We start from the raw sequence: 25,236 nt of genomic DNA, 5'->3' as shown, positions 1-25,236 counted from the left end.
AAACTTGAGTTACATGAGAATCGGGCTTGATATGATGGGTGGCGACTTCGCCCCCACAGAAGCAGTAAAAGGAGTAAAATTATATTTAGATACAGTTGCATCTGATGTGCACCTGGTATTGATTGGAGATGAGGAACAACTCACTCCACTTCTTGCTGATGCACAGCTGGACCAATCAAAATATTCAGTTGTTCATTCATCTCAGATAATCGGGATGAATGAACACCCTACCAAGGCACTGAAGGAGAAGCCTCAGTCTTCTATTTCAATTGGTTTCCATCTTTTAAAGAATGAAAAGGTAGATGCTTTCATCAGCGCCGGTAATACCGGAGCGATGATGGTAGGTACCTATTATTCTATTAAAGGAATTGAAGGGGTGCAACGTCCTACGATATCTACTCTTGTTCCCCGCGAAGACGGCTCATACGGAGTGCTGCTCGATGTGGGTATCAACGCCGACTGCAAACCAGAAAACCTGTCGCAGTTTGCCATCCTAGGCTCCCTATATTCCCAGAACATCCTGAATGTTCCCAACCCTAAAGTTGGTTTACTGAATATCGGTGAAGAAGAAGGAAAGGGCAACTTACTCGCACAGGCCACTTATCCGTTATTAAAAGAAAACAAACAAATTAATTTCGTCGGAAATATCGAAGGTAGAGATATCTTCAGCAAAAAAGCCGATGTAATTGTTTGTGAAGGTTTTACCGGAAATATCATACTTAAAATGGCTGAGTCATTCCATGAAATCGCCCACAGACGCGGTATCAATGACGAATACATTAATAAGTTTGACTCTGAAACTTACGGCGGTACCCCGGTCCTCGGTGTTTCCAAACCTGTAATTATCGGTCATGGTATTTCTCAGGCACTCGCCTTCAAAAACATGATTTTGCTCGCACAGCAGATGCAACAATCTAAACTGTTGGAAAAGATTACCGCCAGCTTTAAGAAAGAAGAAGCGTAATCCTGCTAAAAATATTTCAAAAAAGGCGTCTCTACCGCGTAGAGACGCCTTTTTGTTTAAATGCATTTTATCGTTTTTCCTTTTCAGCCGATGCCTTCGGCACCGGCTGAAAAGGAAAACGGCCCCCACCTGCGGTGGGGGCCGTTTTCCTTAGACCAATAGCGGTTGGCATCCTCCTAAAATGGGAATGTCGCCCGGCCTTCGGCCGGGCGACATTCCCAGAAAAAGTGATTTAATAATTAATGAGCATCTTCATAAACCGGCATTTTTACGTAGAACGTAGTGCCTTCATTCAGCTTGGTTTCGAACCAGATCTCCCCACGCATCTGCTCCGCAATATTCTTGCACATCGCCAGTCCGAGGCCGGTACCAGACGATTTGGTGGTGAAGTTAGGCACGAATATCTTAGACTGTACCTCTGATGAAATCCCACCGCCATTATCGGCCACACTTACGATCACATAATGATCGTAGGTAGCCTGGAAACGAATCAGCACGGCTCCACTCCTCCCCTCAGGTACCGCCTGTATAGCATTCTGCAGTAAATTGGTAAATAACCTGTTCAGTTGCGTTTTATCTGCAAATACCTGGTACTGACGGTCTGGTTCTATATAGGTAATCGTACAATCTTCGTGACTGCTATATAAATCTACCAGCGAGTGAATCACTTCATTGACATTTACTACCTCATTGTTAGGCTCCCCTATGCGTGCAAAGGCCGAGAAATCCGACGCAATATTAGCCAGGTGCTCTATCTGCTCCACCAGCGTATTGGCCACGTTTTTAGACATCTCCTTCACGTTGGGACGGTCTTCCACAATAGCACGCTGTAAGTACTGGATACTAAGCTTCATAGGCGTCAGCGGGTTCTTGATTTCATGGGCCACCTGGCGCGCCATTTCTCTCCATGCTCCCTCACGCTCACTTTTAGCAAGGCGTGCCGCACTCACCTCCAGCTTACGCACCATCTTATTATATTCTTTTACCAGCGCACCAATTTCATCATCCTTATCCCACTCGATCTCATCATTTCGCTGGCCCAGATTTACGTGCCGCAGCTTTTCCGTTACAAGGGAGAACGACCTGGTTATACTGTTAGTAATCAGCAAGGCAATAATACCGGCAATCAGGAAGATAAAGGCATTGAAAGTAATCAGCGCAACGAGGAAGTTGGAAATCTGCTGCTTCAGCTCTGTCTGCGTGGCGAAATAAGGCACATTAAGGTAAGCAAACACTTCCCCGCTGTCGTTTCTCAACGGTACATACCCCGACAGGAATGACATCGTACCAATTTTTTCGTACTGCATGTACTGGATCAGCTGCTGGCTATATAGCTGATAATAGCCCACCGGATTCATTTTGCGGGAAATAAGTCCCTTCTCCGTCATCAGTGGCTGCGTTGTAATCTGCAGGTTGCCGTCGCGGTCATATACGTTTATATCCAATGCCCTGTCATCTGCAATATTGGCAAGCGAATTACTCAGCTGTACCAGCAGATGTGAATCGTAAATATCCCCCACCTGGTCATGGGTCTGCTGATTGTCGAACACCTTCTCCACATCGGTAGCTACCTCTCCCATGGCCTTGCTCAGCTTCTCCTTGTTCTGCACTTCAGAACGGTAAATGAAGAATTTGATAGTGGTCAGACCCAAAATCACAAAAGAGAACACCACAATGAAGATAATGGTGCCATGTACCTTACGGCGTATGCTGACCTTAACAAGTGTACGGATATTGCTCAGCCGCATCCTTGCCTTGATCAGCAGATCAAATAATTTGTAGATCACAATGATCAGCAGGAACAGCCCGAACATATAGGCAAACAGGGTGATGAATTCCACAAAAGTCCTGTTCTCCTTTACCACCAGCACCACCTTATCAGGCGAGGCCTTGAATACCAGTTCCGAATGACCTCTGTCTGTTCTTACCGAAACATCTGCCGCAGGCAGATCTGCCGGATAAATTTTTATCGGGAAAGGAAAATCATTGTAATTACTTACCAGAATGCCTTTATCATACACGGCATAGCTATAGGCGCCGGTATTATCCCTGCTGTAATCCGTTACATCAGATTCTACCAGCAGTTCAGGGTAGATACGGTCTGTAGTACTGAGTTTAGGTGTAATAACATACAACAACCATCCGATACCTGCATGGTCTGCGGGGTTATAAAATTCTTTTTTTCCTATATAACTATATTGCTTGAAACTCTTTTCATAATAATACAGGTCGTTGCCGCCAAGCTGCACTGGTGCAGCTTCTGCATCAAATAACATGTGCCTGTTAAATGATATCAGGCTGATGGTATCTGAAGCGTATACAGGGTCACCATTTTCGTCATAGGGATAAAATGTTACGTTGAAGCGGCTCAGGTACCCCTGGAAATATTTCTGGATGAGATCATTTTCCATTTCTGACTTTACCGGCACACGTCCTCCCCTGTTCTCGAAAAAGCTCTGCAGGTATTCATCTGTCTCCATCTTCTTACCTACATCATTCAGCAATATTTCCAGGTAAGGATCTTTTTGTTTGGAGAGATCTTTCGCGAGATTTTGTCTTACAGAGATTTCCTTTTGATTATTGTAATATACCAGTGCTCCCGAGGTGGTGATGGTTAGCAGGAAAAGCCAGAAGAGGAAAGGCACGGTGGCCATGGTACTCTCAAACCTGTCTGCAATGAAATCCAGCAGTACGATATACAGTACCAGCCAGATTACCATCATAATCGTAAACGGTACATCGGGATTATTGAGCCGGAAAAGTATCCATAGAATTCCTACAAAGGCAAGCCAGATATACTTTGTACGGTAGCGGAAGTTGGTCAGTTCATTCAACAGGTAGTTGATGATCTGTGAGAAAAAGAGGAAGCTGAAGGAGATAAAACCCAATACCACAAAGCCGATGATACTATATTCATTCAGGCTGAAGAAGTTGGTAACGTCAAAAGAGATACGGGAATCTATCACCAGGCTCTGGATCAGGTCTGCGAGGAATTGTTCTACTATAAACAGGACCAGGCTTGCGAAGATGATGACCAGACTTTGTTGCCAGCGTTTTTTAATCACCGGCGGATTGATGGTTTTTACATGTTCACGGAAGAATACGATCAGCCAGAAAGCCAGGATTACGTTGATGGCGAGGTCGCCGAGGGAGCGGAAAATCTCATCTTTTGCGTAGATACTGGGATCGAAGAAATTGAGGCTGCGCATATTGAACGGGAACGCATATACGTAGCTTAGTACACGCAATACCAGTACCGTTCCCAGAAGCACGAGGAATGCGTATAGCGGGTTGGTAGTTTTTGCCAGGAGTGTAACAAACAGATTGATAAATATCAGTACACATAAACTTCCCAGCACACGGAAGATAACACTGAAGAGGTTGGGTGGTCTTGCGTGGAGGTTTTTGTTATAGTCCAGCCAGAACAATGTTTTTTTATCGCTGTTGACAACAGGCAGGATGATATGGTTTTCCTGTCCCATGTTATGCGGGTAGATCATGATCTGGTATTCCTGTCCGAGGGCGGGTTTATCGAAGAAGTGATCTACCAGGTAGTGGTTCTGAATGGCGTATTCCATGCGTACGGGGATGAGTGCCACCATCCGCCGGGTATGGCCTTTTGGTGCGGGTACGGTGCGTACCAGCATTTCATAGTAGCCATTTTTCAGTTTCTGGAAGTAGTCGCCATCGTGAATAGCATAGGAATAGTAATCCGGCTGAACGAGGGAGGTACTCCAGAATGCGAGCCAGGAGCCTTCCGCTTTGGTGGAGTCGAAGGCGAAGATATCGTACTCCTGTGCCGCGAAGTACCGGACGTTTTTTTCCGTGTAGGTGCGGTTAAACAGGGAATTGACCAGGGAGGTATCCTGGATATGATTGAGGAAGGCCTCTTCCCTGTCGCGGACACTTTTTTCCAGGCTGTGCTGTACCCCTTGCGGCGAAGAATAGTAAGACCAGTAATTGCTGAAGAGGAAGGCAAAAGTAAATAACCATGCCGCCACGATCAGCAGGTAGCCGTGTCTGAGGAAGAACAGCCGTATTTCTTTAACGTCTATCAAGATATAAGTATTTGGGAGACTATGCTTTTTCCTGGGCTTTCACCTGATTCCAGAGATGGTCCATTTCAGTGAGGGTCATGTCGTTGAGACGCCGGCCCTGCTGTAATGCCATTTCTTCCATTTGCTGGAAGCGGCGCTGGAATTTCTTATTTGTACGTTCAAGGGCGTTTTCTGCATCGATTTCAAGGAACCTGGAATAGTTTACCAGCGAGAACATTACGTCACCGAATTCGGCTTCCATTTCATCTTTATTCCCTTCCTTCACGGCATCGCGGAGTTCGTTCATTTCTTCCGTGATTTTATCGAATACCTGGTCGTTATTTTCCCATTCGAAGCCGGTTTGTTTGGCTTTTTCCTGGATGCGCATGGCTTTTACGAGGGCAGGGAGGGATTTAGGCACACCGCTGAGGACAGATTTTTTGCCTTCTTTGAGTTTTAATTTCTCCCAGTTCTGTTTAACTTCTTCTTCATCAGCTACCTGTACATCACCATAAATGTGCGGATGGCGGTGGATGAGTTTCTCACAAACACCGTTGATGACATCATTTATGTCGAATTTTTGTTGTTCGGAGCCGATTTTTGCGTAAAAGACGATATGGAGGAGGATATCTCCCAGTTCCTCTTTGATCGATTTCCAGTCTTCATCGGTAATCGCGTCTGCCAGCTCATAGGTTTCTTCTATGGTAAGCTGCCGGAGCGTCTGGATGGTCTGTTTACGATCCCAGGGGCATTTTTCTCTCAGATCGTCCATGATCTGTAATAATCTGTCGAAAGTGGCTGTTTTTTCCATATTGCCGTAAAAATAGTTAAAAAAAGTCCATCAGGCGGGCAGATCAGCGCAATATCCATGCTAGAAACTGTTAATTTCTTTTTCTTGCGAAAAAGGCCATTTTAATTACATTTGCGACCTATAAAATTATGAGATCAGTTTTTTCTGCTGTGGGCTATGGTGCCTGATTCCCTTGCCTGGGACGAAGGTAACAGCCTGGATTTTAAACAGTCAGAAATGCATCCCAAAAAAATTAAACATGGATCCGAAACACATTGCACTTATTTCATCGGAATTGGGTATCTCGTCCAGGCAGGCGGAGAATACTATGACCCTGTTGTCTGAAGGCTCAACAGTACCCTTCATCAGCCGTTACCGTAAAGAGGTAACCGGCAGTCTGGATGAGGTGCAGATTGCGCGTATAGAGGATTTACAGAAGCGTTACAAGGAGGTGAGTGATCGTCGTGACTTTATTATCAAGACGATTACCGACCAGGAGAAGATGACGCCTGAATTACAGGACAAACTGGAATCTACCTGGGTATTGGCAGAACTGGAGGACATCTACCTGCCATACAAACCAAAACGCAAGACCCGCGCTACTGTTGCAATTGAGAAAGGTCTGGAGCCACTGGCCAAAATGTTATTTGACCAGCAGGACGGTGATATCTCTGCAGCAGAAACATTTATCAACGAACAGGTAGCTAATTCAGAAGAAGCGCTGAAAGGAGCCAGGGATATTATTGCAGAGTGGATCAATGAAAATGCCGAGTGCAGGGACAAACTGCGTAAGCTGTTTACCAACACCGGCAAGCTGACATCCAAAGTAGTGGAAGGCAAGGAAGAGGAAGGCAGCAAATACAAAGATTATTTCGGTTTTTCGGAAGATCTGAAGGAAATGCCTTCTCACCGTGTACTGGCTATTCTGCGTGCAGAAACAGAAGGTATTCTGTTCAGCTCTATTGCACCTGAAGAAGAGGATGCAATGGGTATTATCAGCAAACAGTTTGTAAGTGGTAAAGGCGCTGCTGCCGAACAGGTAAGCAAGGCTGCTGCTGATTCCTACAAACGTTTACTGCGTCCGTCGCTGGAGAACGAATTCCGTGCCTCTGCGAAAGACAGAGCTGACGGAGAAGCCATCGACGTATTCGCAGAGAACCTGCGTCAGTTGCTGCTGGCAGCACCACTTGGCCCTAAAGCAGTTATTGCCATTGACCCGGGATACCGTACCGGCTGTAAAACCGTTGCACTGGACAACCAGGGTAATATGCTGGACCATGATGTAATTTTCCCGCTGGAAAAGAATTACAAGCGTGATGATGCAGAAGCTTTACTGAAAAAATGGGTAGACCGTTATGATACCGCTGCCATAGCAGTAGGTAATGGTACTGCTGGCCGTGAGACAGAAGAATTTGTTAAGAAAATAGATTTTGGTAAGAAGATCAACGTTTTCATGGTAAATGAGAGCGGAGCTTCTGTATATTCTGCGTCAGAAGTTGCCCGTGAGGAATTCCCTGATCAGGATGTAACCGTTCGTGGTGCAGTATCTATCGGCCGCAGGCTGATTGATCCGCTGGCTGAACTGGTGAAGATCGATCCTAAATCCATCGGTGTTGGTCAGTACCAGCATGATGTGAACCAGTCGAACCTGAAGCAGAGCCTGGACCGTGTGGTGGTTTCCTGTGTGAACAACGTAGGGGTAAACCTCAATACTGCCTCCAAGCACCTGCTGGCTTATATTTCAGGTCTGGGTCCGTCGCTGGCAGATAACATTGTAAAATACCGCAAGGAAAATGGTGCTTTCAGCAACCGTATGCAGCTGAAGAAAGTGCATCGTCTGGGAGAGAAAGCATTTGAGCAGTGCGCGGGCTTCCTGCGTATTGAAAACGGGGATAATCCGCTGGACAATTCCGCCGTTCACCCTGAGCGCTATGCTATTGTGGAAGCGATGGCCGCCAAGCAGCATTGCAGCATTCAGGACCTGATGGGTAAAGACGATCTCCGTAAAACCATCAATGCTAAAGAATATGTGAGTGAAGAAGTAGGTTTGCTGACACTGGAAGATATCCTGAAAGAGCTGGCGAAACCTAGTCGCGACCCACGTGACGAGATTTCTATCTTCGAATATGCAGAAGGTATTCATAAAATGGAAGATGTAAAACCGGGCATGGTATTACCAGGCGTGGTTACCAACATCACTGCATTTGGTGCCTTTGTTGATATTGGGGTGAAACAGGATGGCCTGGTACATATCTCCCATTTGTCCAACAAATTCATCAGCAATCCTAACGAGGCCGTGAAGCTGAACCAGAAAGTACAGGTAACTGTACTGGAAGTAGATGCAGCGCGCAAGCGCATATCTTTATCCATGAAGGATAATAGTCCTAAACCGGCACATGGCGGTGGACAGGAGCGTCAGCAGCAGGGTCCGCGTAATCAGCAGCCACGTAAGGATAAGCCGGCGGCTAAAGAAGCGCCGTTGAATGATTTTCAGGCGAAGCTGGCGGCGTTGAAGAATAAATTTAATTAAAAGATACGCTGGGAATTTTATTTACAAAGAGTAGATAATTCGACAGATTATATTATTTTTTTGAAACCGGTAGCTTCGCTACCGGTTTTTTTGTTCCGCCCCTTCTGGGCGGATTCGCTTCGCGTAGATTATTTATTCTTTTTAAACTTCTTTATCCAGGTCTGGAGTTTTTTAGGGTAATGCGTATCCCCTCTTTCGCTGAAGATGCGGAGCTGGTGGCCTGCATAGACGCCTGCGTAGATGATATCATCCTGCATATCTATGGCTACGGCGGCGGCTTCTGTGTTGGCAAAGCCGGGTTCATAGCCTTCATCGAAGAGGACTTCATTTTCTTCTTCGAGTGGTGGCGTCACCTGAAACCGTTGTGTAAAGATGCCCAGGGTATCGCCCAGGAGTTTGGTCAATCTTGATTTCAGGGGTTCTTTGTTGAGGAAGTCTACATCTTCCGGGTAGCGGCCTTCAAGGGTATCGAAGGCATTCCATGCACTGATGATCTGGGCATGGATGGTATCCGGAATGGGCCTCATGGTATCCATTTCGGGAGGAGTAAGGTCGTCGGACATTACAATTGCTCTAACCTGCTGTACACGGCTATTGCAGGAGACATGGGTTACAGAACCAAACAAGATGCAACAAACAGTAAGCAGCCAACAGGTTCCTGGAAGTACTTTTCGCATATATGGGAATTACCCTGCACAAATAGGAACCTTCCGGTTTATGCAGGTTTAAAGGGGTTAACAACTCAAATAATAAAATGTTTAATAATATTTAAATTATCTTCCTTTAAAGTTTGGTAATCGTTTTTCTACAAAGGCCTGCATTCCTTCTTTCTGGTCTTCGGAGGCAAAGAGGAGGTAGAAGTTCTTACGTTCGAAATGTAAGCCTTCATCCAGGGTGGCGTCGAATGCCTTGAGCACCGCTTCTTTCGCCATTTTCACTGCTACGGGGCTCATGGTAGCTATTTCAGCAGCCAGTTTAATCGCCTCGTTGAGGAACAGTTCTACAGGTACAATTTTATTGATGAGTCCGGCGGAGAGTGCTTCCTGTGCGGTAATAAAACGGCCGGTGAGCACCATTTCCATGGCGAGGGCTTTACCGACGGCGCGTGTGAGTCGCTGGGTACCTCCGGCGCCGGGCATGATGCCGAGTTTTATTTCCGGTTGTCCGAAGCGTGCCGTTTCGCTGGCAACGATCATGTCGCATAGCATGGTGAGTTCACAACCTCCGCCCAATGCAAAACCGCTGACAGCAGCTATCAGTGGTTTCTTAGTTTTTTTAATTGTATCCCAGGTATTGAACTGATCGATATTATACATATCGATGGCTGTTTTATCGGCCATTTGTTTGATATCAGCACCGGCGGCAAAAGCTTTTTCATTGCCGCTGATAACGATGGCCCTTACCTGGTCGTCGGCGTCGAGTAATTTCAGGGCATCTCTGAGTTCGCCCATGAGTTCGAGGTTCAGCGCATTCAGTTCTTTGGGTCTGTTGAGCTGTACGTGCGCTACAAAAGGCGCCACTTGCTGGTGTATGATTAAGTATTGAGGTTCCATTATTGAAATTTACACAATTAGGCCGATATACAACGCTCCACCCAGTGCCATTACAAAAGTAACAATGAAGAAGTAGGCAATTGTAAGCAGTACTGATTTAAACAGTGAACGTCGGAATGATTGGCCGTAATTTTTATAGAGTCCAAGTGTCTGGTAAGCGAAAAGGATCCAGAATGAAATGGTATATGCCGGAATGATGGGGAATATCCATGCGAGTACGCCAGCGATCAGGAACAGCATGAATGCAAAAGAGTGGAAATGCAATGCGAATATGGCATGATCTGCGTACATAAACTGTTTACGGCGTGCGTACAACCACTTCATCATTAATGCGAATAATGGCATCAGCACAAACATAAATTTAGGTGCATTGTGCTTAAAGGATTCCCATACAATTTCATCTGCGTTAATATCGCCATGCTCACTCTGAAGTTTGGTACCTGCTTTGAGGAGCCTGCGTGTAAAGAATTTTGACAATCCTTTATCCTGCTCTGCAGGTGTTAATTTGGCTTGAGCCTCGTCATATTCTTTTAGGTAATCGTGGCGTTCATCAGATTTATGTGCTTTTGTTGAATCTGTTGCTGCTGCTTCCGTTTTTGATTTTTTCCGGTGCGCTGTTGCCAATGGCGCGGCGGACGCTGCATACTGCGAATTTTTTTCGGAAACCTCCGGATGTTTGGGGCTGTCTATGGCCGCTATAGCCGTGCTATCAGCCGACGCCGGTTTATAGTGGTACCTGGTAGCGTCAGTAGCATTGGCAGTACTATCTTTTTTTCTTTCTGCTGCATTGTCCTCATTGCTGACGTTTATTGCCGGTGTTTTATGGAGGTTATTTTCGTCGATCACACCGGTATGGCCCAATATCCCGAAGATGGTAAAAAAGAATACAAATGATACGAATACGTATAGTTTAATTGGGTTTACATATCTTACTCTTCTTCCGGCCATGTATTCCCTGGTAAGGAATCCAGGTCTGATCAGCAGGTATTTGAGTGTTGTAAAGAATTGGGAGTCGTAATGGAAGATATCCATTACCACGTGTTTTACCAGGTGACTAAAAGTTTCGTGTTGTACGGTATTTTCCTGTCCGCATTCGGTACAATATCTTCCGGGTACTTCAAATCCACAGTTCAGGCAATGTTTATCTTTCCTTAAAGGTTGCGACTTCACAGATATTTAGATTTTGATTGGGTATAAGCAGTTTGAAAATCAAAGATATAAAAATATTTCCCGGACATCTGACCATATCATCATCTTACTGAAAACATATAAAAAGCACCTGGCATAGACCTGAATGTAGAGATGATGCAGACTTCGGGATGGGCTTATCAGTTTCTGGATTAAAGATATAAAAATATTTCCATGACCAATATCCGGGAAAATCAAACATATCAAAAATTTTAAATTGAATTTTGCGTTTAATTTGCAAAAGTTACCAAAAGAGGATTGTCTTTTCATGAAGCGGATATCATTTATCATATTATGTTTATTGGGGGCGGCAGGTCCGGCTTCCAGCCAGTACTATTTCCAGGACATTGTCAATACGCAACGTACGGTGGCTAATATGTCGCAGCTGAAGGAGCAGAAAGTGGCTACACAGCGTGTGCAGACGTATGATCCTACGAGTGAGCCGGATAAGGATTTCAGGTGTATCCGGATAATTAATCCGACTTATCGTCAGCTGCGTTCAGAAACTAACAGTACAGCTACCGGCTATGAAGTGCTGGTGAGTACATTTACCGCCAAAGGCTTGCTGAGCAAGACGATAGACAGCACCAATTCCAGCATTACGATTACCCAGTACCGTTATGACGACAATGGCAGGCTGCAGTATATCAGCAGTAGTTCCCAGGCGACGGATAGCAAGATGAAGTTTGAGGAGACGCGGAGTTATCAGTATGATACGACGGGGAGGCTGCTGAGTATGGTACGCAGAAAATCGGCGGCTAGTGATAGTCTGGTGATCAGGTTTAAGACAGATAGTACAGGTAAGGTGATAGAAGAGCAACCGTTAAATGGAAAGAAGACGTTTTATAATTACGATAAACAGGGTCAGCTGACAGATATTTACAGCTATAATAGTTTGAAGAAGAAGATGTTGCCGGACTATATTTTTGAGTATTCCGGGGATAAAATGGCAAAAATGACGGCTGTAAACATGGCTACTTCCAGTTATACGATATGGGAATATACGTATAGCCAGCAGGGGTTACCGGACAAGGAAACCTGCTATGGTAAAGGGAAAGAGCTGTTAGGGATGGTAAAGTACAGTTATACTTTTAATCCTTAATGCATAAAAATCTTTGAATCAATTCGAAAAAAAATTTGTAGATTCAAAAAGATTCCTATCTTTGCAATCCCAACGAAACAAGCCATAGGGGCTGAATCGGCGGAAAAGATCTTACAAAGATAAGCGGAAGTAGCTCATTTGGTAGAGCACGACCTTGCCAAGGTCGGGGTGGCCGGTTCGAGCCCGGTCTTCCGCTCAGATACCCTGGTGGTGGAATTGGTAGACACGCGGGACTTAAAATCCCGTTTGCAGCAATGCAAGTGTGGGTTCGACTCCCATCTGGGGTACACAAAGGACTGGCGTCCTGAAAAAGCTAAAAGGCATCGCGGAAGCGGTGCCTTTTTTGTTTGTAGTCAATGAGTTCCCACTCCAAGCCTAAGCTTTAGGCTTTTCCATAATCCGACATCATTCTGTCAAACATTCTAAATACCTCTCTTTTGTCTAACCTATGAAAACAAATAATTCCACTGCCTTTTTTGAATATCTAAAGACCAAAACAGAATCTGCCTGGGAAAATACTGAGCCGAACGAAAATTTTGGTTCATACATTCTACCCGGCACCAAATGGAAACCTGGCCTTTCCGCTGACATGTTACATGCATTTGAACAAGAGATGGGATATACTTTCCCTGAGCCGCTCCGCAATTTTTATCGTACCATGAATGGGCTGGAACCGCACCCTGATTTGAATGAGGATATGTCCAGAATATTCTATTCCTATCCGGAAGACTTAAATAAAATTCGTAGCCGAATTGAGTGGATCTACAAATCAACACATACTACCCCTGCGCTATTAAAGGCTAGAAACATTTCACGGATTTTTCCGGTATGGGGTCATCGTTTTATAATGATTGATGAACCTGGACATCCGGTATTATCCATGTACGGAAATGATATTATCTTCTATGGATTCACGCTGGCAGAAACTTTCTTGCGAGAATTTCTGGATATACACAGTAAGCGACAATACAATACACCAGTAGTACCATTCTGGTACCCAGGATGGCGCAAATATCCTAAAATGCCTAAGTATAAACCCCGCAAAGGCGTTATGACTAAATGGATACAAAAGATGAAAAGAAATGTCATCCTTCAAAAACGGGCAATGGGATGAGCCATCCATTTAGCTACAAGTTAACACCTAAACAAAATGTATTTCAGATAAAAAGACATAATCCGTTCCAAATAATTCCCACTGGGGAGCATAAAGGACAAGCGTTCTGACAAAGGCAAAAGCACCGCGGGAGTGATGCCTTTGCCTTTGTATTCAATCCACACTTTTCCCTTGATTCCTTTTATCCTTGATGCAGGATTGTTAACTTTACACCAACCTTATCCCTTATATCCATGGAAATGCTTGCGCTAACCTGTCCTCAATGTGGTAGTTCTGATGTTAAACTCATTCCTGAACGCAATGACCTGGCTCAATGCAATTATTGCAACGCGCTTTTTATGCTTCCAGCTCCCCCGGCAAGACAAGCGGAGGAACCACAAATAACAGCCACACAGCAAGAAGAAGAGGAAGAAGAGGATGTGGATATGACGGAAGTAGTTTATCCCGTTAAACCAGCACCTCCATTTGCTCAAGGATTGCTATTTGTATTGGCCGGAGGCTGGGTAGTAGCGAGTGTCATCTGTGGACTTATTGCGTTCAATCAATTGGATCCCGACCCTGAGAAAATCGCTGCCTGCGGAGGCATGCTCCTGTTTGGTCTGATTGCATTTTTATTGGTGATTGACAGACAGGTAGGATATGAAAAAAGTGAAGAGATGAAGGAATATATAAAGGAGCGAAGAGCTGCCGTTGATAAATCCTGGGCACAGTTAAGGCAACGCGAGCGTCAAAAAAAGCGCTCCGGAATTAAAATGAAGTGATGTTCAAACCACATTATAAGAAGTATCTTGCTATTGATTCATATTTATTCTAAATAAAGGATTGTTAACTTTATATCAACCTTATCTCTTTTATATTCATGGAAATGCTTGCGCTAACCTGTCCTCAATGTGGTAGTTCCGATGTAAAACTCATTCCTGAACGCAATGACCTGGCTCAATGCAATTATTGTAATGCTCTTTTTATGCTTCCCCCTCCTTCTATTACTGAAGAAGCGAAGCCAAAGACAATAACAGCAGCGGAAGAAGAAGTAGATATGACGGAAGTAGTTTATCCCACTGAACCAGACCATCCATCTTTTGTAGTCTTTCCCTATGTAGTTTCGGTAGGCTTGATATTAGTCGGTTTGATTGGTGAATATTTTACATGCTTTATTGCTACCGGGAAACTAGCAGCCAATCCATTCTTCGGCTATCTTTCCCTAATCTTAATTGGTATGGCAATAACAGGAGTGATCATGGAACATAACGATAAAAAACAAAAGCAATATACAGACAGGATGCAGGAGTATAACGAAGCGCTAAGTGCCGCCAATAAAAAGAAGGAGGCACAGGACAAACGAAGAGGGCTTCAGCGGGAATTGTCTGAGAAATAAATAGCAGTACCAAGGCGCTCATCACTCACAGCCTATGATCACTTTTTTAAATCACCAGGTATGTATGAACAGCTGACTAAATTTATTAAAGGAAGAGTTGCATTAAGCGAAGCCGACCTGGAACAGCTACTTTCCTGCTTTCATCTGTTGGAGGCTAAAAAGAATGAGCTGATCGCCCGTGCAGGTGAAACTTCACGGCGCATGTTTTTCATCAATAAAGGATGCCTTCGGGTGTTTTTTATCAAACCAGACGGCAGGGAAGCTACCCGACGGTTTGCTTTTGAAAATTCTTTTTCTACTTCCTTAACCTCTTTTATTGGCGGTACCTTGCTGAAAGAATCGACACAAGTCATTGAGTCATCTGAATTACTTTATATACACCGGGAAGATTTTTACCAGCTGCTCAACACCATTCCGGCGTGGGAAAAATTTTACCGCTCTTTCCTGGAAGATGCCTATATTATCAATACCCGCAGATTGGAAGATTTTATTACGTTAAACCCACGCGAGCGCTATCAGCTATTACTGGAGGAAAACCCGGAAATGGTCTTACGCTTACCAAATAAGCTGGTAGCGAATTATCTCAATATTACACAGGAGGCACTTAGCAGAATTAAATCGGCAGTTTAATTTATTGATCAGGATCAACAAAACTGCCCACCGATAGCTGGACATTTATTGCATAAATCATTCAGCTATGCGTATTATAACATTGGAAGAGCATATCTCCTTAGCTCCATTTTCCCAGCAGATTCAGCAGTGGCCTTTTCCAAAAGATGCACTGGCCAGACTCGGAGACATTACTGAAACCCGTTTACAGTCTATGAACGATAACGGTATTGATATACAAGTATTATCTATTGTAGGCCGGGGAGCCGAGAGCTTACCCGCAGCAGAAGCGATACAATTCGCTTCCTCCTATAATGATTTCGTGGCTTCGCAAATTGCCCTCCACCCTACCCGATTTAAAGCATTCGCACACTTACCCATGTGTTTACCTGAAGCTGCTGCGTTGGAGCTGGAAAGAGCCAGGGAAGAACATTCTTTCTGCGGAGCAATGATCAACGGACTTACCAACGGTAAATTCCTGGACCTGCCGGAATTCAGGCCATTATTAGCGAAAGCAGAACAGCTCCAAATCCCACTGTACCTACATCCTGGTCTTCCTCCTGCTGCCGTTGCGGGAGCATATTACAATGATTTGCCCGGATCAACAGGTATCATGCTGGGATGCGGCGGCTGGGGCTGGCATTCAGAAACAGCCCTGCAGGTATTACGTTTGATTATTACCGGCACTCTGGACCGCTATCCGCAGCTCAAGCTTATTATTGGACATATGGGGGAAATGATTCCGATGATGATGTCGAGGTTAGATGAAAAATTTCCGGTCAACAGCAACAGCTATCACCAGCGGACAATCAGCCAGACCCTTCGTGATCAGGTATATATCACCACCAGCGGGATTTTTACGCTACCTCCATTCTTTACCGCATTGGAGACTTTCGGTATTGATAATATTATGTTTTCGGTAGATTATCCATTTAGTACGAACGAAGCAGGCAGGCAGTTTCTTGATAGTATACCGTTGTCCATGGAAGAAGTAGAAAAGATAGCCGGACAAAACGCAGCACAATTAATAAATATTAGAGATTAACCCTGCCAGGTTTATAGGAAGCTTTTAGTTCAGGCAGCTAAAAGGCACCGCTTGTGCGGTGCCTTTTAATTTATAACAATCGAAGATTTTTTTAAGAAGAGTAGATAACAATAGCTTTTAGTTTGCTATCAAATTTTCTTCCAGCAATTTTTCCAGTGGTATATTTTTTTCCTTACAATAGGCTTCAGATTCTGTTTCCGTGATGAAAAAGGAATCACAAAAATTAGTCAGTTCCTTATTCAGGGCAGATGTATACCTGGCATCGGCGGTGATGTATTTTTCTACGTGTTCAATAAACCGCTCAAATTCAGGGTTAATTTTGCAAAGCTTATCAATAGTAACAAAATCCAACTCTTTATACTTGGCCTGAAGAATGATCTCACTTTCGAACGGGTTACTGCTTAACCGTATAATGCCTATTCCAAAGGCCTGGTTCAATCGTTTGACCTCGTCCATCAGCACATCGCTAAGTTCAAAGGTGACCAGGTAACCATAGTTAGCCCAGCTGGAATTGGAAACTGCCTGAAAAAAACATTTCTTTAGTTCGTAATCCGTTTTAATTTCCTTTTTTATTTCATAGGCGCTCAACTCGAACGTGCCCAGGCTGTTAATTGCCTTAAGGAATGCCTGACTGGTTTGTGTATGTAAATTCAGGAATCTTATCCCGATCATATCCGGATGAATCCATTTCTGGTGGCTATCTTTAGAATTTGACTGCTCATGGAATATCGTCTTGGAACTAATACCTGTGGAATGAAGGAAGCTACTTAACAATTTATGCAGACTTCTTTCATCGAACGTTCTGGCATTGGCAGTAGTTGGCAAAGATACCCCATTGGAGAGCTCCAGGCCATCCACGGTAGCTAATGCCTCTATGCTTATCTCACTTTCGTATTTTGTCAGAAAATAAGTATAGTTTCCCCCTTTCTGCGGAATTCTTTTTACCCGGGAATCCCTGTTGCGAATAAAATTACCTAGTGACGCAGAAACGGTAGATGCAGGCGTTTTTGAATCTTTAAAATCGTAGTAATTCTTCTCCTTGATTCTCTTGTAAACCTCCATATAATTAGCAGGGTTCGTAATTTCTTCAAGCGAGGTTATTATAGCGTCATTTAATGTCATTCCCATAGGTACTAATATAACAAAATGGCAGTTCTCCATGAAATCTTATTTACAGACCCGGACGCAGGCTGCTACGTAATTTCCGGATAAATTCTTCCTATCACCACCTTTCAAAAAGGCGCTTTGTTTTTGTAATCCATCATCCAGTGTATCAAATATTCCCAGCGGAATCCCCTGGAACATAGCCTCATGCCCTGCGTCATTCGGATGCAGCGCGTCGTGGTACATCCCTTCTTTGAAATGTCCGGAACCATCATCTACTGCTTCTAACAAGTCAATAAAAGGCGTTCCTGAATTTTTCATCATGGCATTAAATTTTTTTACGAAAGCATAATCATCTGCATTAAATATATTAGCCGGATAACATCCAGTAACAACGGGTATAATACCGGCTTTCTTACACATTGCTATCAGCGTATTAATTCCATTTACGAAGTGATTGTAAACAGAATCCTTTCCCTCCTTTGTTGATTGCTTTGCAATTCCTTCATTGCCTAATCCTAAAGCGATCACACAAATTTCTGGTTTCTCAGGCAAAAGATCTCTTTCAAAGCGGCCTATCAGGGCCTGTGTATTATTACCGGGAATACTCTTATTTACGAGTGTATATCCCTTTGTAGCCAATGCATTACCTAAACGAAAAGCCCATCCCTGATTATTGTTGGTTGATCCCCACCCCATGGCAACTGAAGATCCGAATACGACTATTTTCTTATTGTGGAATGGGGCAGCAGATAACGTCATTGACCACAACAAGAAGACAAATAGAAAAAATCTCATGAATAGAATATTTAATAAAGTTTACGCTTTCCCATTAAATACCACCAGACAAACTGATCACCTGACAATATAGATAAATATGGTGAAATATTTATTATCACAAATTCAACAAAAAAAGCTGGCTCAAGAATAAGCCAGCTGTTCATTTCTGTATAGTCATTAAATTCTTTACCTGGTACTTCCGTTAGTATCCGTCGTTCTGTAACAGGTTTTTATTTATTGAGATTTCATCATTTGAGATAGGCAGATATTTGGATTTGTCTTTATAACCGGAGGCAAACTTAGTTTCGATCAGTGCGCCATCAGCGCCATGCACCTGAATCGGGTAAATATCTTTCCCTATCCCCCATCTTCTTACATCATCCCAGTAAAGGCCTTCCAGTGCAAATTCTATCCGTCTTTCGTGGCGTAACTGCGTCCTGGCTTCCGTCTGAGACAAATTGGTCGCCAATGCCTTAATCTTCACATCCGCTCGGCCAGTACGTACCTGGTTAATCAGCTGCAAGGCCTGCGGAATATCCGTTCCTTTCTCGATCAGCGCCTCCGCTCTCGACAACAACACATCAGCATAACGGTAAATGATAAAATTCAGTGGCTCCTGCCCTGCTACCACCTGTTGTGTTTCGATGGTATATTTGCGAATACCGAAACCTACTTTCTGGCCGGTATGGTTTTTAATTTCAACGGGATACAGCTGTCCCTGGAAGTAAGCTCCCGGGCGCAGCACCGTAAAGTCCAGGCGGGGATCACGATTCAAATATGGATTGGTGGCATTTACGGGAGAGCCGTCTATGGTTTCATAGGCATCCACCAGGTTCTGGATCGGCGCAACTGAATTGGAACCATCGATGGCGTATTTAATGTTCTGTGGCTGCCAGTGGCGATCAAAATAGCTTCCCTGCTGGAAAGGACCATCCATATATTCCACGTCAAAAATCACTTCCGCATTGTTTTCATTAGCCAGCTGAAACAGGCCATGGTAGCTCGGGAACAAGCTGTATTTATTCAGTCCGTCAATTTTATCTGCATACTCCAGCACCTTGTCCCAGTTGGATACATACAGATATGCCCTCAATTTCATGGCATAGGCAGCACCAAGCGTTGCCCTACCCATCACCGGAGCAGTAGTTGCCAGTGTCTTGATCGCTTCATCATAATCGCTGTGTACCTGTGCCCAGGTTTCTTCTTCTGTATTGCGTTTAAAAGTTCTGGCTTCATCTGCAGTGATTACTTTTGTAAAAACAGGAACACCGCCGTAAGTATTTGCCAGCAGGGCGTAGTAAACACCGCGCAGAAAATACACTTCTCCCTTCATCTGCGTCTTCTCCTTTTCATCCATTGCAATCTTGTCTACATTTGCCAGGAAAGTATTGGCGCGGTTGATACCGGTATAGCATTGCCTCCAGCGATCGCTTACGATACCGCCATCATTGGCGGAAATAGTACCGTTACCCACCTGCTGCTCCATTCCTTCCCAGTATGCCCATTGGTATGCATTGGGTGAACAGGCATCGAAACCGCCTCCATAGCCATACACCGCTGTTTCATGCAGTACGTTGTATACACCATATAATGCCAGCAAGGCATCGGATTCTGTTTTCCAGAAATTATCACTGGTAATACGGTCATCAGGTTGTTTGTTGAGGAAAGATTTATTACAACTGCTGATAATTAATAGCGTGAAAGCCATTATTATGCTGATATATCTTCTCATAGTTAGTTCATTTTAGAGTTGCAGGTTGATACCGAAAGATGTAATAACGGGTGTTGGATACACACCACCACCATTGGCAAAAGTGTTCTGTTCAGGATCAAATCCTATATATCCTTTCTTTGTGAATGATGGCAGATTCTGCACATTGGCATAGATGCTTCCACCTTTAAAATGTACTGATTTCAACCATGATTCCGGCAACTGATATAGCAACTGAATATTTTTGATCTTCAAATAACTCATATTCTGTACCCAGAAAGAGGACTCATAGCGGTTCCAGGTATCGTTCACCACAATACGTGGTAAGGTCGTGCTATGGTTGTCCGGTGTCCAGGCATCGCGCCAGCGGGTCAGCAAGGTGCCGCCGGATATGCCCAATGGTTGCGTCCACGCACTCTGGTTATAGCCATAAACACCAGCCATGCCTTGTGTCACCACATTCAGACTCCAGTGTTTATAGTTTACATTCAGTGTAATGCCGTAGGTCCAGGTGGGAAGGGTATTACCCAGCGATTGTTTGTCGCGGTAATCCAGTTTCCCGTCACCGTTAACATCTTCATACTTAATATCTCCCGCCTTTGGCACATAACCATTGGCATACATATAGTCAGAGGCTTCCTTATCGCTCTGGAAAACACCTACTGACTTAAATCCGTACAGCATTTTGTAAGGTTGTCCGTCGCGGATAAGGTACAACTGATCCGGTGCATCTTCACGAAACTTTGTTACAATGTTTTTGATATAGGAAACATTGGCACCAATAGCATAACTGAGGCCTGAATTATAGACTTTTGACCTGTAGTTCACCGCAAACTCAAATCCTTTGTTATTCATCTTTCCTATATTCTGAATCGGTGCTGTTACCTCTCCCATGGTAGAAGATATCGGTAATTGTACCAGTATATTATCTGTGTTTTTGTTGAAGTAATCCAACTCGAAGGAGAGCGCATTATCGAACAGGCCGATGTCTAATCCTACATCCGTGCTGGTAGTGGTTTCCCAACTGATATTCGGATCTACCAGGTTAACAATGGCGGCGCCAGGGGCAAACTGTCCGCCTACCGTGTAGCTGGTGCCGTAGTTTTGTGTAACAGCACTGATGTATGGGTAATTATTATCGATGTTCTGGTTACCTAGTTGTCCCCAGGAGGCGCGTAATTTCAGCTGACTGATTGCAGCAATTTTCCTGATAAAATTCTCTTTTTCCATGGCCCATCCGGCAGATACAGAAGGAAAATACCCCCAGCGGTTACCATCTTTAAACCGGGAAGATGCATCTGCCCTCAGGTTACCTTCCAGCAGGTATTTCTCACGATAGTTATAATTTATTCTGCCGAAATAACCGAGATTACTCCACTCTGTTGTATTGCCGGATGCCTGCACATTTGTAGTACCTGCATCTACTTCATTAAGACCGGATTTAGGAGGATCTGATTTTTGTGCAGACATATCTTTCAGCTGATAGGATTCAGCCTGCATACCCACAATAGCGCCGATATTATGTACTTTGTTGATCGTCTTCGTATAATTCAGGGTATTGTAATACACCCAGTAGAATTCTTCATCATTACCTCTGTATGGGGAAATCTGCGAAGGATAATCCAACACCTTGCCTTGTTGTCCGGCAGCCGTATACACGTAGTTCATCTGGTTATATTTATCCTGCCGGTTATTGTTGGATTGTCCGGTGAACATCGTTTTGAAGGTAAGGTCCTTTGTGATATTAGCCGTGGCATTCAAGGTACCCCTGAAGAAATTATTTACATACAGCTGCTTACCGTTATACAGGTCTGGCAATGGGTTCCGGGAATCTACGATGGGCGAGCCATCAGGCTTCAGTGCCTGTGTGGCGCCAAATTTACCATCCGCAGTATATGGCGCAATAAACGGATAGCCGCCATTAGACAAAATATAATACACACGATCGATGCCGCTATAGGGGCTATTGGTTTCCTTGCGGGTAATGGTGACACGTCCGCCGATTTCCAGCCAGTCCTTCACCTTATTGTTCATGGAGAAATTCAGTCCATAGCGTTTGCTGTCTGTATTCCTGATAATACCATCCTGGGAGAGATAGTTGGCAGAGAGATAATAATTCTGTTTTGCAGAACCACCTTTTACAGAGATATTATGTTCAGTAATGGGAGATGTGTGGAAGATCTCTTTATAAAAATCTGTATTTGGATAAAGGTATTTATCGTTATTACTGGCGAAAGCATCGATCACCGATTGCGGGAAGAGGGGATCGCCGCCACTGTTTACCACTGCTTTGTTCCAGATATTCATGAACTCCACACTGTTGGTGATACGGTCATATTTTCTGCCTAATTGCTGAAAACCGTAGTAACCGTTGTAAGACAAGGCAGGATCTGAGTTGTAGCTACCTTTCTTTGTAGTTACCAGTATGACACCATTAGCACCTCTGGAGCCGTAGATCGCTGAAGATGCCGCATCTTTGAGGATGGTCATGCTGGCGATATCTGCAGGGTTCAATTCAGCGAGGCGGCCTTCGATGCCATCAATCAATATCAGCGGGTCTGTATTATTCAGCGTTCCGTAGCCGCGTACGCGGATAGTAGCACCATCACTGCCGGGAGAACCGGAGTTCTGACTCACGAACACACCAGACACCTTCCCTGCCAGCGCCTGGCTGGGATTGGTGATAGGCCTGTTTTCCAGGGCCTTGTCGAAACTTACGGTGGCAACAGCGCCGGTGAGATTGGCACGCTTCTGTGTACCATAACCTACCACTACCACTTCAGAGAGCTTGTCCTGCGTGGGTTTCATGGTCACCATCATGGCGGTTCCCTTTCCGGCGGCGGCTTCTGTTGTCTGAAAACCGATAGAAGAAAACACCAGTATATCTCCGGAAGCAGCCTTAATGGAGAAGTGCCCGGTTTCATTGGTGGTAGCATAGGCAGTACCGTTCTTCACCTTCACGGTAACACCGATAACAGGTTCTCCTGTTTCACTGACCACCTGCCCTGAAACAGGCGCCTGCACGATGTTCTCCGGAGAAGGGCCGCTATTTACATTCTCGCTCATTTTCTCTTTAATAGCGATGATATTTTTATCAACACTATAGGTAAGCGGTTGATTTTTCAGGATTCTGTCGAGGAGGACCAACATATCTTCGTTGGTAGCCCTGATAGTAACGGGGCCCGCTTTTTTCAGCACTTCATGTTTATACCAGAAAGTGTAATCGGATTTCTCTTCCATCTTTCTGAAGATAATTTCCAGCGGCTGATTAGTGACGTCCAGGCTTATCCGTGGAGCTTTCTGACTAGCATAGCTATCGCTGCTGCAGCACAACAACACACCGAACAGCAGGAGCATAGGATTCCAGGCTTGCAGCCGGAGCGCAAGCGATCTTTTAAATAATCTCATACTACGATTTTAATGTTGACAAAATGGAATATGGGCCATAACGGGCAAAGGGTTTAGCGTGCCAGGTTTTATTCTACAATAATTTTATTTCCGCTGACATTAAAGCGTGCACCATTCGCTTTTAATGCTTTGAGGATGTCAGATAATTGCATGTCAGGATAGATTTTAGCATGAAAGGTGCCCTGGTTGATTTTCCCTTTAAATTCCACTTCTACATTATACCAGCGTGCTATTTGTCGGAATACTTCATCCAAAGGAGTATCATTAAATTGCAGGTATCCTTTCTGCCATGCCATAATAGTTTCAAGATCTGGTTGTATGACTGTCAGGTTGCCGTTGTGGCTCGCGCTGGCTTGCTGTCCGGGCCTGATCAGCTGACTTTTATTGTTCACTTTTACCATTACACTGCCTTCCAGCAATGTCGTTTTTACAGCTGCTTCATTGTTGTATGCGTTGATATTAAAATGCGTGCCCAGTACTGCTACATTTACCTTTCCTGCCTGTACCGTAAAAGGCTGGCGTTTCCCCTGGTACATTTTTTTAGCTACCTCAAAATAAGCTTCTCCGCTCATAGCCACCGTACGTACTTCTTTCGTAAATGCCGCCGGGAAAGTGATGGACGACATCGCGTTTAACCATACCTTACTTCCATCCTGGAGGACCACCGTATAGCGTGCAGCCTGGGGAAGATTAAGTGTATGCATGGTTGTATCATCCGTATTACCTGTCAGGGCATAGGCGATTTCATATGCTGCTGTTTTGGTAATGCTGACATTACCATCCCTGATCACTGTATGTACCGCAACAGTATCCAGCGCTATTTTCCGGCCATGGGACAGGCATAGCAGTCCTGTGGCAGGCTTCGCCGCTGCTGATGTAGCCATCACAACAGGGACGTTTTCGGCTGAATGCTTTACAGGCAGGCGCTTATAGAACCAGGCCGATACTGCGAGAAAAACACCCGTGGTCATGGCAGCGGCCATCCATCGCAGGTATAATATTTTCCGGCCGGAGGTATTAGCCGATGCTGAGGCACCTTCCAGTGTAGCCATTAACGTGACTTTAGCCTCGTCTTTAAACTGCAACGCTGCTGTACCCTGCTCTTCTTCAAACAAGGGTTCATCAGATTGCTTATCTTCCAACCAGGCCTCCACAAGCTGTACCTCTTCCGGGGAAGCAGTACCTGCCAGATATTTCTCAAAAAGGGCTATTAATTCATCATTCTCCAAACCAAAAAACATTTACGTATAATAGTTAACGTTGAGAAAGAAAGGAACCGCTATTGCATTTCAAACTTTTTTTTTATTTTGTCTGACAGCCGCAATTTAAAATGAAGGAATCCATTGCAAACGCTACCGACAGTGAACTATTCCAGTTAATAAAGGTTGGAAACCTACAAGCATTTGAGCAGGTTTATGACAGATATTTTATCCGACTGCTGAACTTTAGCTATAAGCGTATGGGCAACAGGGAAGATGCCCTGGAAGTAGTGCAGGATGTTTTTGTCAGATTATACACCCACCGTGAGCGTATCACACATACCACCTATTTACATGCATATCTGCAGACCTTACTGAAAAATGGCATCATCGATAGTTACCGCCGGAAGCTGGTACAGGAAAAACAGTATATGGCTATCCGTGAGCTGATGGAAGGTCAGGGGATAACAAATACAAGCATTACCATCGACAGCAAAAAGCTGGAAGAGCAAATTCATCAGCTGGTAAATCAATTGCCTGAAAAGTGCAAGGAAGCCTTTTTGCTAAGCAGGGTACAGTACCTCTCCCATCAGGCCATTGCCGCTAAAATGAAGATTTCGGTCAGCACCGTTGAGAAGCACATCGTTAAAGCCTTACATACCCTGAAAAAGGAACTGGGCATCGTTGGGCTGGTCATCTATTGGGGCATAGACGTACTGCGGTAAAT

Annotated in this window: 19 protein-coding genes and 2 tRNA genes; 11 read left to right on the top strand and 10 right to left on the bottom strand. The window is 44.5% G+C overall.

What is annotated here, in order from left to right; translation table 11 throughout:
* The first annotated feature begins 13 nt into the window (after positions 1 to 13).
* Entirely contained in the window at positions 14 to 964 is a 951-nt protein-coding gene (gene plsX / locus F3J22_RS29550) for a phosphate acyltransferase PlsX (protein ID WP_167021572.1), read from the top strand.
* Between the two features lie 239 nt (positions 965 to 1,203).
* Here plsX and F3J22_RS29545 read toward each other — a convergent pair whose 3' ends face one another.
* Both F3J22_RS29545 and mazG read right to left on the bottom strand, forming a co-directional pair.
* Positions 1,204 to 5,022 (bottom strand): HAMP domain-containing sensor histidine kinase, encoded by a 3,819-nt coding sequence (locus F3J22_RS29545; RefSeq protein ID WP_167021571.1) that lies wholly within the window; start codon positions 5,020 to 5,022, stop codon positions 1,204 to 1,206.
* Between the two features lie 19 nt (positions 5,023 to 5,041).
* Positions 5,042 to 5,812 carry a nucleoside triphosphate pyrophosphohydrolase gene (gene mazG / locus F3J22_RS29540; protein ID WP_167021570.1) on the bottom strand — a complete coding sequence of 257 codons (771 nt, stop codon included), beginning with the start codon at positions 5,810 to 5,812 and terminating at the stop codon, positions 5,042 to 5,044.
* 238 nt (positions 5,813 to 6,050) lie between these two features.
* Here mazG and F3J22_RS29535 point away from each other — a divergent pair, with 238 nt between their 5' ends.
* Positions 6,051 to 8,321 carry a Tex family protein gene (locus tag F3J22_RS29535; RefSeq protein ID WP_167021569.1) on the top strand — a complete coding sequence of 757 codons (2,271 nt, stop codon included), beginning with the start codon at positions 6,051 to 6,053 and terminating at the stop codon, positions 8,319 to 8,321.
* A 128-nt stretch (positions 8,322 to 8,449) separates the two neighbouring features.
* Here the strand turns inward: F3J22_RS29535 and F3J22_RS29530 are convergent, their stop codons facing one another.
* The 3 genes from F3J22_RS29530 to F3J22_RS29520 all read right to left on the bottom strand — a co-directional run bounded on the left by F3J22_RS29530 (position 8,450) and on the right by F3J22_RS29520 (position 11,044).
* Complete coding sequence (locus F3J22_RS29530; RefSeq protein ID WP_167021568.1) at positions 8,450 to 8,998, bottom strand: hypothetical protein; 549 nt, start codon at positions 8,996 to 8,998, stop codon at positions 8,450 to 8,452.
* A 96-nt stretch (positions 8,999 to 9,094) separates the two neighbouring features.
* Positions 9,095 to 9,874, bottom strand: coding sequence for an enoyl-CoA hydratase-related protein (locus tag F3J22_RS29525; protein ID WP_167021567.1), 780 nt, complete (start codon positions 9,872 to 9,874; stop codon positions 9,095 to 9,097).
* A 9-nt stretch (positions 9,875 to 9,883) separates the two neighbouring features.
* Positions 9,884 to 11,044, bottom strand: a complete 1,161-nt coding sequence (locus F3J22_RS29520; RefSeq protein ID WP_167021566.1) for a DUF3667 domain-containing protein — start codon at positions 11,042 to 11,044, stop codon at positions 9,884 to 9,886.
* 286 nt (positions 11,045 to 11,330) lie between these two features.
* Between F3J22_RS29520 and F3J22_RS29515 the strand changes: the two genes are divergently transcribed.
* The 8 genes from F3J22_RS29515 to F3J22_RS29480 all read left to right on the top strand — a co-directional run bounded on the left by F3J22_RS29515 (position 11,331) and on the right by F3J22_RS29480 (position 16,307).
* On the top strand, positions 11,331 to 12,164 hold the full coding sequence (locus F3J22_RS29515; protein WP_167021565.1) for a hypothetical protein: 834 nt from the start codon (positions 11,331 to 11,333) through the stop codon (positions 12,162 to 12,164).
* A gap of 123 nt (positions 12,165 to 12,287) precedes the next feature.
* Positions 12,288 to 12,360: transfer RNA gene (locus F3J22_RS29510), tRNA-Gly, on the top strand.
* 5 nt (positions 12,361 to 12,365) lie between these two features.
* Positions 12,366 to 12,451 (top strand) — tRNA-Leu (locus F3J22_RS29505).
* Between the two features lie 161 nt (positions 12,452 to 12,612).
* A complete protein-coding gene (locus F3J22_RS29500; RefSeq protein WP_167021564.1) occupies positions 12,613 to 13,278 on the top strand; it encodes an SMI1/KNR4 family protein in 666 nt (221 codons plus the stop codon).
* 233 nt (positions 13,279 to 13,511) lie between these two features.
* Positions 13,512 to 14,039, top strand: coding sequence for a hypothetical protein (locus F3J22_RS29495; RefSeq protein WP_167021563.1), 528 nt, complete (start codon positions 13,512 to 13,514; stop codon positions 14,037 to 14,039).
* Between the two features lie 98 nt (positions 14,040 to 14,137).
* Complete coding sequence (locus tag F3J22_RS29490; protein ID WP_167021562.1) at positions 14,138 to 14,653, top strand: hypothetical protein; 516 nt, start codon at positions 14,138 to 14,140, stop codon at positions 14,651 to 14,653.
* A 60-nt stretch (positions 14,654 to 14,713) separates the two neighbouring features.
* Entirely contained in the window at positions 14,714 to 15,283 is a 570-nt protein-coding gene (locus F3J22_RS29485; protein WP_167021561.1) for a Crp/Fnr family transcriptional regulator, read from the top strand.
* Positions 15,284 to 15,350: 67 nt separating this feature from the next.
* Positions 15,351 to 16,307, top strand: a complete 957-nt coding sequence (locus F3J22_RS29480) for an amidohydrolase family protein (RefSeq protein ID WP_167021560.1) — start codon at positions 15,351 to 15,353, stop codon at positions 16,305 to 16,307.
* A 117-nt stretch (positions 16,308 to 16,424) separates the two neighbouring features.
* Here the strand turns inward: F3J22_RS29480 and F3J22_RS29475 are convergent, their stop codons facing one another.
* The 5 genes from F3J22_RS29475 to F3J22_RS29455 all read right to left on the bottom strand — a co-directional run bounded on the left by F3J22_RS29475 (position 16,425) and on the right by F3J22_RS29455 (position 24,539).
* Complete coding sequence (locus tag F3J22_RS29475; protein WP_205195760.1) at positions 16,425 to 17,435, bottom strand: hypothetical protein; 1,011 nt, start codon at positions 17,433 to 17,435, stop codon at positions 16,425 to 16,427.
* Between the two features lie 39 nt (positions 17,436 to 17,474).
* Positions 17,475 to 18,209, bottom strand: coding sequence for a GDSL-type esterase/lipase family protein (locus F3J22_RS29470; protein WP_167021559.1), 735 nt, complete (start codon positions 18,207 to 18,209; stop codon positions 17,475 to 17,477).
* Between the two features lie 184 nt (positions 18,210 to 18,393).
* The gene (locus tag F3J22_RS29465; protein ID WP_167021558.1) at positions 18,394 to 19,923 is read right to left on the bottom strand and encodes a RagB/SusD family nutrient uptake outer membrane protein; all 1,530 of its coding nucleotides are present in this window, start codon (positions 19,921 to 19,923) and stop codon (positions 18,394 to 18,396) included.
* Positions 19,924 to 19,935: 12 nt separating this feature from the next.
* Complete coding sequence (locus tag F3J22_RS29460; RefSeq protein WP_167021557.1) at positions 19,936 to 23,310, bottom strand: TonB-dependent receptor; 3,375 nt, start codon at positions 23,308 to 23,310, stop codon at positions 19,936 to 19,938.
* A 68-nt stretch (positions 23,311 to 23,378) separates the two neighbouring features.
* Positions 23,379 to 24,539 carry a FecR family protein gene (locus tag F3J22_RS29455; protein ID WP_167021556.1) on the bottom strand — a complete coding sequence of 387 codons (1,161 nt, stop codon included), beginning with the start codon at positions 24,537 to 24,539 and terminating at the stop codon, positions 23,379 to 23,381.
* Positions 24,540 to 24,640: 101 nt separating this feature from the next.
* On the opposite strand from F3J22_RS29455, the gene F3J22_RS29450 reads away from it, so the two are divergent.
* A complete protein-coding gene (locus F3J22_RS29450) occupies positions 24,641 to 25,234 on the top strand; it encodes an RNA polymerase sigma-70 factor (RefSeq protein WP_167021555.1) in 594 nt (197 codons plus the stop codon).
* Positions 25,235 to 25,236: the final 2 nt, after the last annotated feature.

The sequence above is a fragment of the Chitinophaga sp. Cy-1792 genome (assembly GCF_011752935.1).
GTDB lineage: Bacteria > Bacteroidota > Bacteroidia > Chitinophagales > Chitinophagaceae > Chitinophaga.
This window is presented reverse-complemented; position numbering and strand designations above follow the sequence as displayed.

Excerpts from the sequence above, each read along its gene's own strand:
- F3J22_RS29470 (WP_167021559.1), bottom strand. The coding sequence starts at position 18,209 with ATGAGATTTTTTCTATTTGTCTTCTTGTTGTGGTCAATGACGTTATCT.
- F3J22_RS29535 (WP_167021569.1), top strand. The coding sequence starts at position 6,051 with ATGGATCCGAAACACATTGCACTTATTTCATCGGAATTGGGTATCTCG.
- F3J22_RS29450 (WP_167021555.1), top strand. The coding sequence starts at position 24,641 with ATGAAGGAATCCATTGCAAACGCTACCGACAGTGAACTATTCCAGTTA.
- F3J22_RS29490 (WP_167021562.1), top strand. The coding sequence starts at position 14,138 with ATGGAAATGCTTGCGCTAACCTGTCCTCAATGTGGTAGTTCCGATGTA.
- F3J22_RS29495 (WP_167021563.1), top strand. The coding sequence starts at position 13,512 with ATGGAAATGCTTGCGCTAACCTGTCCTCAATGTGGTAGTTCTGATGTT.
- mazG (WP_167021570.1), bottom strand. The coding sequence starts at position 5,812 with ATGGAAAAAACAGCCACTTTCGACAGATTATTACAGATCATGGACGAT.
- F3J22_RS29460 (WP_167021557.1), bottom strand. The coding sequence starts at position 23,310 with ATGAGATTATTTAAAAGATCGCTTGCGCTCCGGCTGCAAGCCTGGAAT.
- F3J22_RS29500 (WP_167021564.1), top strand. The coding sequence starts at position 12,613 with ATGAAAACAAATAATTCCACTGCCTTTTTTGAATATCTAAAGACCAAA.
- F3J22_RS29465 (WP_167021558.1), bottom strand. The coding sequence starts at position 19,923 with ATGAGAAGATATATCAGCATAATAATGGCTTTCACGCTATTAATTATC.
- F3J22_RS29530 (WP_167021568.1), bottom strand. The coding sequence starts at position 8,998 with ATGCGAAAAGTACTTCCAGGAACCTGTTGGCTGCTTACTGTTTGTTGC.
- F3J22_RS29525 (WP_167021567.1), bottom strand. The coding sequence starts at position 9,874 with ATGGAACCTCAATACTTAATCATACACCAGCAAGTGGCGCCTTTTGTA.
- F3J22_RS29515 (WP_167021565.1), top strand. The coding sequence starts at position 11,331 with ATGAAGCGGATATCATTTATCATATTATGTTTATTGGGGGCGGCAGGT.
- F3J22_RS29480 (WP_167021560.1), top strand. The coding sequence starts at position 15,351 with ATGCGTATTATAACATTGGAAGAGCATATCTCCTTAGCTCCATTTTCC.
- F3J22_RS29485 (WP_167021561.1), top strand. The coding sequence starts at position 14,714 with ATGTATGAACAGCTGACTAAATTTATTAAAGGAAGAGTTGCATTAAGC.
- plsX (WP_167021572.1), top strand. The coding sequence starts at position 14 with ATGAGAATCGGGCTTGATATGATGGGTGGCGACTTCGCCCCCACAGAA.
- F3J22_RS29475 (WP_205195760.1), bottom strand. The coding sequence starts at position 17,435 with ATGGGAATGACATTAAATGACGCTATAATAACCTCGCTTGAAGAAATT.